4 protein-coding genes and 3 pseudogenes are annotated in these 9,246 nt (G+C 60.1%); 4 read left to right on the forward strand and 3 right to left on the reverse strand.

What is annotated here, in order from left to right:
* From yidC to rpmH, 3 genes are all read right to left on the reverse strand, one after another.
* Nucleotides 1-1,413, reverse strand: a 1,413-nt coding sequence (gene yidC / locus Q427_RS28085) for a membrane protein insertase YidC (protein ID WP_155833732.1), incomplete at its 3' end; no start/stop codon positions are given.
* Nucleotides 1,414-1,530: 117 nt separating this feature from the next.
* On the reverse strand, nt 1,531-1,902 hold the full coding sequence (gene rnpA / locus Q427_RS28090; protein ID WP_043518904.1) for a ribonuclease P protein component: 372 nt from the start codon (nt 1,900-1,902) through the stop codon (nt 1,531-1,533).
* A 13-nt stretch (nt 1,903-1,915) separates the two neighbouring features.
* Nucleotides 1,916-2,050 carry a 50S ribosomal protein L34 gene (gene rpmH, locus Q427_RS28095; protein WP_043514730.1) on the reverse strand — a complete coding sequence of 45 codons (135 nt, stop codon included), beginning with the start codon at nt 2,048-2,050 and terminating at the stop codon, nt 1,916-1,918.
* 503 nt (nt 2,051-2,553) lie between these two features.
* Between rpmH and dnaA the strand changes: the two are divergent.
* From dnaA to gyrB, 4 genes and pseudogenes are all read left to right on the forward strand, one after another.
* Nucleotides 2,554-4,022: pseudogene (dnaA, locus tag Q427_RS28100) on the forward strand (chromosomal replication initiator protein DnaA).
* A gap of 68 nt (nt 4,023-4,090) precedes the next feature.
* A pseudogene (gene dnaN, locus Q427_RS28105) lies at nt 4,091-5,193 on the forward strand (DNA polymerase III subunit beta).
* Between the two features lie 81 nt (nt 5,194-5,274).
* On the forward strand, nt 5,275-6,399 hold the full coding sequence (recF, locus tag Q427_RS28110; RefSeq protein WP_043518905.1) for a DNA replication/repair protein RecF: 1,125 nt from the start codon (nt 5,275-5,277) through the stop codon (nt 6,397-6,399).
* 3 nt (nt 6,400-6,402) lie between these two features.
* A pseudogene (gyrB, locus tag Q427_RS28115) lies at nt 6,403-8,822 on the forward strand (DNA topoisomerase (ATP-hydrolyzing) subunit B).
* The last annotated feature ends 424 nt before the right edge of the window (nt 8,823-9,246 follow it).

A 9,246-nucleotide genomic window follows, 5' to 3' on the forward strand; every position in this document is an offset into this window, starting at 1 on the left:
GGTCCTGGATCCAGAACATGAAGGCGCATGGCGCAACTCCACGGATTCCAGCAGCATCCAGTAGAGCGCAATGAAGACCGGCATCTGCACCAGGATGGGCAGGCAGCCACCCAGAGGATTGATCTTCTCCTTCTGGTAGAACTTCATCATCTCCTGGGACATCTTCTGGCGGTCGTCGCCGTACTGCTCCTTGAGGCGCTGCATCTCAGGGCCCAGCTTGCGCATGCGGGCCATGGACTTGTAAGCCTTGGCTGAGAGCGGCCACATGACCAGCTTGACCACGATGGTCAGGAAGACGATCGACCAGCCCCAGTTACCGATCAGGCCATGAATCTGGTCCAGCAGCCAGAACAGCGGGTTGGCAATGAACCAGAGCCAGCCGAAGTCGACGGTCAGGCGCAGGTTGGGGGCCACCTGCTCGAGGTAGCTCTGAACCTTCGGCCCCATGTAGAGGGTCGCTCCCAGGCGGGCTTCACCATCCGGTGCCACCGTGCTCATGGAGCCGGCAAAGGCGGCGACATTGCGGTCGCGCGAGTCGGTGGAGGCGTACTGCAGGTTCTGCTGGTTCTGCGGCGGTACCCAGGCCGTGACGAAGTAGTGCTGCAGGATGGCTACCCAGCCGCCCTGGACGTCCCGGTTATTGAAGCGGCCACGCTGGATGTCGTCGAAGTCGACCTTCTCGTAGCGGTCTTCCGGTGATGAGTAGGCGGCGCCCAGATAGGAGCTCATGCCCAAGGCCACGCCTGCGGACGGGTCAGGGCTGTTGTCGCGGGCAAGCTGGCCGATGAAGCGCGCGGTAACCGGCTCTTCTGTGTTGTTGGCCAGGTAGTAATGGACGTCGACCGCGTAGCTGCCGCGCTCGAAGGAGAAGCGCTTGATGACATCGACACCATTGACCTCGGCCGTCAGGTCGACTTCCAGGCGATTCTCGTCGTCGCTCATGCGGTAGCTGGTTCTTTCCGGCGTAAAGCCGATGCGGCCGGAATGACCGTCCAGCTGCAGGCCCGAGCGGGCCACGTAGCTTCGGGTCTCGCTATCGGAGAGCAGCACGTAGGGACGCTCGGAATCCAGGGTCATCCGGTGCTGGGGCAGTGCGGCATAGACGATATCGCCGCCCTGGGGATCGATTCGCAGGTCGAGGACATCGGTGGCCACGGCAATGAGGTCGCGGGTGCCGGTGGCGCGAGCGGGCTCGCCAGGCATGTCTCCCGGTACCTCCCCTTCGGCGCGGGGGGCGGCGGGGACGGCCAGGTCATCGCCCGGGTCCACGCTCTCTTCGCCGGGCGCAGGCGCGGTGAAGGTCGGTGCTTCAGGCTCAGGAGCAACCTGGCCGTAGTCCTGGTTCCACTGAATGACGAGCAAGTAGGCAAGCACGGCCAGTGGAATCAATAAAAGGAGTCGTTTTACGTCCATTGAGAGTTCTGCCCGATGGGTAGTGAACATGCCGCTGGAACGGTATGCGCTGCCACGTTGATATGCGAAAGCCTGCCCAAGGCAGGCTATCGTGGCGGCGACAGGCACCGCGTCCGGTCAGGATACCATCGACTTGCGTACGTCTCGCTCCAGCCGGCGCCACATGCCGGAGAGCTGGCGATGCAGTGTCGCATTTTCCAGCTCGTTGGCGCCCCGTCGAGCCAGTACCACGATATCGACGGCGGGGAGCTGATGCTGCTGGAGACGGATGGATTCGCGAGTCAGCCGCTTCAGGCGATTGCGATCCACGGCTCTACGGACGTTCTTCTTGCTGAAGACCAGGCCGAGACGGGGGTGGCCCAGTCCGTTGGGACACGCCAGGGCCATTAGCCCATTGCCATGTACCTTGAATGCAGCGTGATCGAAGACAAATCGATAATCCCCGGCAGTCAGTAGCCGCAGCTGCGGGGGAAAGTCATGACCGGACACGCGCAATCCGCAATCAGGCGCTCAGGCGCTTGCGGCCCTTGGCGCGACGGCGCGACAGTACGGCACGACCGTTCTTGGTGGCCATGCGAGCACGAAAGCCGTGCACACGCTTGCGCTTGAGAACGCTGGGTTGAAAGGTGCGTTTCATAACTCTTGATTCCCACGTGGTGTGTTTGGACGGAACGTCTTACAGGAAATGCCCGGGCTCCTTGCGGGAACCTGGGGAGATTCGGTTCAAGACCGGAAATTGTAGTGACTTCGGGCCTCCGACGCAATTGCCTCGACCACCCAATTTGCAATCGGCGTATCGACGTCAGTGCAGTAATTACTGAATGAAGCTTGACTGATGTTGTTACTAATACTGGGGATTCTTTCTGTTGATAACCATGAAAAAACCTTTATAAACATATGTGTGCAGTGCGGCATGTTCTGTGGAAAAGCACTGTTTGACCGGTGTGGTTCCTGTTGTCTCCTTGTGTGCAATTGTCGCCTTTACCCACAGGCCTCGCCTTCGCCTCCCATCCTTCCGGGGTTATCCCATTGATCCCGGTATGATTTTCCACAGGGCCTGGCGTCGGTCGCGGCATGTGGATAACCCGGCGGGTGAAGGATACAATGGCCGGTCATGCATCAACCGGATGGTGAGGTCGAGTGTCGCTTGCTCTTTGGCAACAGTGTTTGGATTCCCTGCAGGACGAGCTGAACGCCCAGCAGTTCAACACCTGGATCCGCCCGCTTCAGGCGGAAGAGGGGGAGTCCAACGAGCTGCGTCTTCTGGCGCCCAACCGCTTCGTTCGCGACTGGGTGGGGGATAAGTATGCCAAGCGGATCAATGAGCTGCTGCGTGACCTGGCGCCGGCCAAGCCTCCCAGGGTGATATTGACCGTCGGCAGCCGCCAATCGGCGGCTGCCCCCAGGCCGCGGGAGCTGGGAGCCCCTGTTTCGGCCAGCCCGCGATCGCCCCTGGGGCCTGCCGTGCACACACCTCCGCGGGGTGACATTGGCGACGAGCGTGAGATCGACCGCCAGCGAGAGGAGGGGCGTTCGGCACGACGCGCCGCCGGTGAGCGGGAAGTTCAGGTCGAGGGCAGCCTCAAGCACAACAGTGGCCTCAACCCCAACTTCACCTTCGAGACATTCGTCGAGGGCAAGTCGAACCAGCTGGCCAGGGCGGCCTCCCGGCAGGTCTCGGAAAACCCCGGTGGCGCCTATAACCCGCTGTTTCTCTACGGTGGTGTCGGCTTGGGCAAGACACACTTGATGCACGCCGTGGGCAATGCCCTGGCCACCCGGAGGAGAATGCCACGGTTGTCTACCTCCATTCGGAGCGTTTCGTCGCCGATATGGTCAAGGCACTTCAGCTGAACGCGATCAATGATTTCAAGCGTTTCTATCGTAGCGTCGATGCACTGCTGATCGACGATATCCAGTTCTTTGCCGGCAAGGAACGCTCCCAGGAGGAGTTCTTCCACACCTTCAATGCCCTGCTCGAGGGTGGCCAGCAGATGATCCTGACCTCCGACCGCTACCCGAAGGAGATCAGTGGGGTGGAGGAGCGGCTCAAGTCGCGTTTCGGCTGGGGGCTGACGGTGGCGATCGAGCCGCCGGAGCTGGAGACGCGGGTGGCGATCCTGATGAAGAAGGCCGACCAGGCCAAGGTCGACCTGCCCCATGATGCGGCGTTCTTCATCGCCCAGAAGATTCGCTCCAACGTCCGCGAACTGGAAGGTGCCTTGAAGAAGGTCATTGCCGATTCCCACTTCATGGGCAAGCCGATTACCCAGGATTTCATTCGCGAATCCCTCAAGGACCTGTTGGCCCTGCAGGACAAGCAGGTGGGCGTCGACAACATCCAGCGTACCGTGGCCGAATACTACAAGATCAAGCTGTCTGACCTGCTGTCGAAGCGCCGTTCCCGGTCCGTTGCGCGGCCCCGCCAGGTGGCCATGGCGCTGGCCAAGGAGCTGACCAATCACAGCCTGCCTGAGATTGGCGATGCCTTCGGTGGACGTGACCACACGACGGTACTGCATGCCTGCCGCAAGGTTCTGGCATTGCAGGAAGAGAACGCGGATATCCGCGAGGACTACAAGAACCTGCTACGGCTATTGACCAGCTGAGCGCGAGGTTGCCTGGCAGTTGATGCCGATGACCGACACCTTTATTCAGGATTAGATGTGGAGCCGACATGAGATTTTCCATTTCCCGCGAGGCACTGCTTCGGCCCTTGGCACTGGTTGCCGGTGTGGTAGAGCGCCGCCAGACCCTGCCGGTACTATCCAACGTGCTGATACAGGTCGACCATGAGCAGGTGGCGCTGACGGGCACCGACCTGGAGGTCGAGCTGATCGGGCGTACCGCCGCCTCGCTGGTAGAGGTGCCCGGGTCGGCCACGGTTCCGGCCCGCAAGTTGATGGATATCTGCAAATCGCTGCCCGACCAGGCCGAGCTCCAGCTCAGCCTGGAAGATGGCCGGGCGGTGCTGCGCAGCGGTCGCTCCCGTTTCACTCTCTCGACGTTGCCGGTTGCCGAGTTCCCCAATATCGAGGACACCCAGGGCGATGTGGAACTGAGCCTGCCGCGTGGGACGCTCAAGCACCTTATCGATGCCACCTCGTTTGCCATGGCCCAGCAGGATGTCCGCTATTACCTCAACGGCATGCTGCTTGAGCTGCGTTCGAACCTGGTGCGCACGGTGGCCACCGACGGCCACCGCCTTGCCGTCTGCTCTCGCCCCGCCGAGATCGAGGTCGAGCCGGCCCGAAAGTTGATCGTACCGCGCAAGGGCGTACTCGAGCTGGTGAGGCTGCTCGATGACAGCGACGAGCCGGTGACGCTGACATTGAGCGCGAGCCATGTTCGTGCCCACACCGGTGACTTCACCTTCACCTCCAAGCTGGTGGATGGCAAGTTCCCCGATTACGAGCGAGTGGTGCCGAGGGGAGGGGACAAGGTGTTTCTTGCCGATCGCACCGAGCTACGTCAAGTGCTGTCGCGTACCTCCATCCTCTCCAACGAGAAGTATCGCGGTGTGCGCCTGCACCTCAAGGAAGGCAACCTTCAGGTCATGGCGAACAATCCCGAGCAGGAAGAGGCCGAGGAGAATGTGGCCGTCGAGTACGGTGGCGACGCGTTGGAGATCGGTTTCAATGTGGGTTACCTCATCGATGTGCTCAACGTGCTGGACGAGGATCGTGTGCAGATGACACTGGCGGATTCCAACAGCAGTGCCTGATGGAGGAGCCGGGCGGCGGGGATGCACTTTACGTTGTCATGCCGATGCGCCTCTGAATGGATATGCGTGATCGCTACCCGGCAGCGCGTACGGCACCACAGCCGTGGCGGGCCGGGATGACGACGCAGGCGTGATAGATGCTGATTAATCGCTTATGTTTCAATGGCTTAAGGAATCTTTCCGCAACCGACTTCGAGCCGGGGCCGGGAATCAACCTGATTGTTGGAGTCAACGGGAGCGGTAAGACCAGTCTTCTCGAAGGCATCCATGTCATCGGGATGGGTCGCTCATTCAGGACCCGTCAGCTGAGGAATGCCATCACTCATGATGCGCAGTCCATGACACTCTTTGCCCGTCTCGGCGGTGATCCGCCCTTGCCGATCGGCATTCGCCGTTCCCGCGACGCCCCCGAGCTGGAGATTCGCATGGGTGGTGAGCGCGTCGAGCGGCTGTCACAGCTCATCGAAACGCTGCCGCTCCAGTTGGTCAATCCCGATGCCTTTCGGCTCCTCGAAGGGCCTCCGGCCGGACGCCGGGAGTTCCTCGACTGGGGTGTGTTTCACGTGAAACATGGGTTTTTCGATGCCTGGCGACGCGCGCGACGCGCCCTCAAACATCGGAATGCATTGCTCAGGCGTGATAGAATGGAGGCCAAATCGCTGTCGGCCTGGGAGCATGAGTTGGCCCACTGGGGCGACCGTGTCGATAGCCTGAGAAGCGACTGGATGGCTGATTTCCTGCCTGTCTTCGAGGATACGCTGTCGCAGCTACTGGCGTTGCCCGAGCTGACGCTGGGCTACTCTCGAGGATGGGACAAGAAACGCAGCCTGCTGGAAATTCTCGAGCAGGGGCGGGCGACGGATCAACAGATGGGCTTCACCCAGCAAGGGCCACAGCGGGCAGATCTACGAATTCGCCTTGGGCGGCACCCGGCAGTCGAGGTGTTGTCTCGTGGCCAGCAGAAGCTGGTCGTCACTGCGCTGAAGCTGGCGCAGGGCAGGTTGCTGGAGCAAACGACCGGTCAGTCGTGCCTCTACCTGGTCGATGACCTGCCAGCGGAGCTCGATGCCAGGCATCGGCTGGTATTTTGTCGCTTGCTGGAATCGATGCGTTGCCAAGCCTTCATTACAAGTGTCGAACACGATGCCCTGGTGGGACCCTGGCAGTCTCAAACCCCGCTGACGATGTTTCACGTGAAACAAGGCAGTGGCGGGTCGGGAAAGCTGGTGCCACAGGCACAGATAGACTTCATGACGGAGTAGTCAATGAGCGAGCAGGCTTACGACTCAACGAGCATCAAGGTCCTCAAGGGGCTGGATGCCGTTCGCAAGCGTCCCGGCATGTATATCGGGGATACCGATGATGGGACAGGCCTTCACCACATGGTGTTCGAGCTGGTGGACAACTCCATCGATGAAGCTCTGGCCGGGCACTGTACCGAAATACGCGTGGTCATCCATCCTGATGAGTCCATCACTGTCAGCGATAATGGCCGTGGCGTGCCCACCGACCTGCACGAAGGCGAAGGCGTATCCGCGGCTGAAGTGATCATGACGGTGCTCCATGCCGGGGGCAAGTTCGACGATAATTCCTACAAGGTTTCCGGTGGCTTGCACGGGGTCGGCGTTTCGGTAGTGAATGCGCTTTCCGAAGAACTACGCCTGACGATCTGGCGGGCCGGCCAGGTGCACGAGCAAATATATCGCCATGGCGTGCCTCAGGCCCCGCTCGGCGTGGTGGGCAAGACCGAGAAGACTGGCACGCGAGTCCATTTCAGGCCGTCGACAGATACCTTTCATAATATCGAGTTTCATTACGATATATTGGCCAAGCGTCTACGCGAACTCTCCTTCCTGAATTCCGGTGTGGCGATTCGCCTGATGGATGAACGTTCAGGGAAGGAGGAGTTGTTCCACTACGAAGGGGGCCTCAGGGCTTTCGTGGATCATCTCAATACCAACAAGACGGTGCTCAACCCGGTCTTTCATTTCAATGCTGTACGCGAAGACGGGGTAGAGGTGGAAGTGGCGATGCAGTGGAGTGACTCCTTCACCGAGAACATCTTCTGCTACACCAACAATATTCCTCAGCGCGACGGCGGCACACACCTGGCCGGATTCCGTGCGGCGCTGACGCGCACCATGAACAACTACATCGAAGCGGAAGGGCTGCTGAAGAAGTCCAAGGTCAATACCGCAGGTGATGATGCTAGGGAAGGCCTGACGGCCATCATTTCGGTCAAGGTGCCGGATCCTAAATTCTCGTCGCAGACCAAGGAAAAACTGGTCTCTTCCGAGGTTAAGACGGCGGTTGAGCAGGAGATGGGGCGGCTGTTCGCCGAATACCTCATCGAAAAGCCCAACGAGGCGAAAGCCATCGTCAACAAGATGCTGGATGCGGCGCGTGCCCGTGAAGCCGCGCGCAAGGCGCGTGACATGACGCGCCGCAAGGGGGCACTGGACATTGCCGGCTTGCCCGGCAAGCTGGCCGACTGCCAGGAGAAGGATCCGAGCCTGTCTGAGCTGTTCCTGGTCGAGGGTGACTCGGCGGGTGGCAGTGCCAAGCAAGGGCGTGCACGCCGCACCCAGGCGATCCTTCCCCTGAAGGGCAAGATTCTCAACGTCGAGAAGGCGCGCTTCGACAAGATGCTCTCCTCCGCGGAAGTCGGGACCCTGATTACGGCCTTGGGTTGTGGTATTGGCAGGGAAGAGTTCAACCCGGACAAGCTGCGTTACCACTCCATCATCATCATGACCGATGCCGATGTCGACGGCTCGCATATCCGTACCTTGCTGTTGACCTTCTTCTTCCGTCAGATGGGGCAGTTGATCGAGCGGGGCCATGTCTTCATTGCCCAGCCGCCCCTCTACAAGATCAAGCGGGGCAAACAGGAGACCTACCTCAAGGATGAGCAGGCGCTGATCGATTACCTCACGACCACCGCGATGGATGGAGCTCGACTCTACGTCAATCCGGACGCTCCCCCGGTGACCGGTAGCCATCTGGAATCCCTGGTCAAGCAGTATCGGGATGTGATGAAACGGATTGACCGTTTGTCTCGGGTCTATCCCAGCGTGGTCCTGCGCAAGGTGGTGCACGCAGCCACGCTGGAGGGCGAGGTTAGCCTGAAGGATCGCGTCACCATGCAGAACTGGATCGATTTTCTGCAGGCAGAGATGGATGCCCTGGTTGCCTACGAGGGTGGTCCTCGCTATACGTTCCGGCTCGAGGAAGACACCGAGCGTGAGCTCTACCTTCCGGCCGTGACCTTGACTGCCCATGGTGTCAGCACCGACTACGTCTGGGGTATCGACTTCTTCACCAGTGCCGACTACCGTGCCATGGCGGCCCTGGGCACCACTCTCGATGGCCTGCTGGAGGAGGGGGCCTATATCGCTCGGGGTGAGCGGAAGAAGTCAGTGGAGACCTTCTACCAGGCGCTGGACTGGCTGATGGCGGAAGCCAGCGTGGTCTTGCAGTCCAGCGTTACAAGGGGCTGGGCGAGATGAACCCGGACCAGCTCTGGGAGACCACCATGGACCCCGAGACCCGTCGGCTGCTTCGCGTGACCATCGAGGATGCCGTTGCGGCCGACATGATGTTCAACACCCTCATGGGTGATGAAGTGGAGCCGAGGCGGGCTTTCATCGAGCACAATGCCCTGGTCGCCAACCTCGACGTCTAGAGCGATGTTTCACGTGAAACATCATATCCTGTGCTGATGAAAGAAGAGAGAGGGCCTGCCAAAAGCAGGCCCTCTCTTTATTTATGGGTATAAAGCGCTGCCTGATGACTCCAGCTTGATCAGACATCGGACCAATCTTGAGCGACACTGAAAGGTTCGGATGATCAGAAGTGATAAATCGCTCCTCCCGCAGAGACTTTCCTCCACCGACCGTACCGCGCCGCTGTAGACATGATGGATTGACCTGCCCCTCCTCAACGTCGTGGGTTACGTTGAAGTTGGGCAACAACACAGAGCCACTATTGAGGGAGGCAGGTCATGAAACAGTCTAACGCAACTCAACAGGTCGTTGTGGTACGTACCGCCGCTGAGCGACTCAACGCAGCCAGCTACGTCCATGCCGCTTATATCGGACTGGATGTTC

It is taken from the genome of Halomonas sp. BC04 (genome assembly GCF_000568385.1).

Excerpts from the sequence above, each read along its gene's own strand:
- rpmH (WP_043514730.1), bottom strand. The coding sequence starts at position 2,050 with ATGAAACGCACCTTTCAACCCAGCGTTCTCAAGCGCAAGCGTGTGCAC.
- recF (WP_043518905.1), top strand. The coding sequence starts at position 5,275 with ATGCTGATTAATCGCTTATGTTTCAATGGCTTAAGGAATCTTTCCGCA.